The organism is Bacillus sp. AFS001701 (assembly GCF_002559405.1).
GTDB lineage: Bacteria > Bacillota > Bacilli > Bacillales > Bacillaceae_G > Gottfriedia.
This window is the reverse complement of sequence record NZ_NTZO01000714.1, coordinates 1-481: the sequence shown is the minus strand read 5'-3', so window position 1 is coordinate 481 and position 481 is coordinate 1. Positions and strand designations below refer to the sequence as shown.

Sequence of the window (481 nt, the reverse complement as noted above, 5' to 3'; positions counted from 1 at the left end):
GTAAAATATTTTTAATATAAAATAGTCTTAAATATGTCTAAAATTAATTAACTTTTCATTTAAGGAGAATATAAAATGAATTTGCCAGTCCTATTCGTTATTATTGCGCTTTTTTTATCATTAGTTTGTGGTTCTGGATTTAGCCCATTGTTAATTACAAATGTTTTACTTGCCTTAATCGCAGGTATTTTATATGAACGAAGAGAGGAAAAACAAGTTAAGGAATAATTTCACTAAAGCTGGAGGACTAAAGTTGTTATCAATTCATTTAAAAGACACAGAGAAACGGAAATTATTGAAGAGGATGATTTAAAAGAAATTTTGGTGAAGAGAAAGAGTTGGAATTTGAAGTACTTTGCGATACAGCTCATTTGGATCGTATTTAATTTTTTACTAAAATATGATAGCCTACCTAATTTTAAATAGGTAGGCTATTTTAATAATTAAATTGAATGGAAAGATTTTTCATTTTTATTGAATT

The 481-nt window shown here is 26.2% G+C and carries 1 protein-coding gene; it reads left to right on the top strand.

Annotated features, from left to right (window positions below; all coding sequences use genetic code 11):
- The first annotated feature begins 75 nt into the window (after positions 1–75).
- Complete coding sequence (locus CN514_RS26075) at positions 76–228, top strand: hypothetical protein (protein ID WP_176526077.1); 153 nt, start codon at positions 76–78, stop codon at positions 226–228.
- The last annotated feature ends 253 nt before the right edge of the window (positions 229–481 follow it).

What these genes read in the sequence shown, in the direction of transcription:
- CN514_RS26075 (WP_176526077.1), top strand. Translation starts at nt 76, where the DNA reads ATGAATTTGCCAGTCCTATTCGTTATTATTGCGCTTTTTTTATCATTA.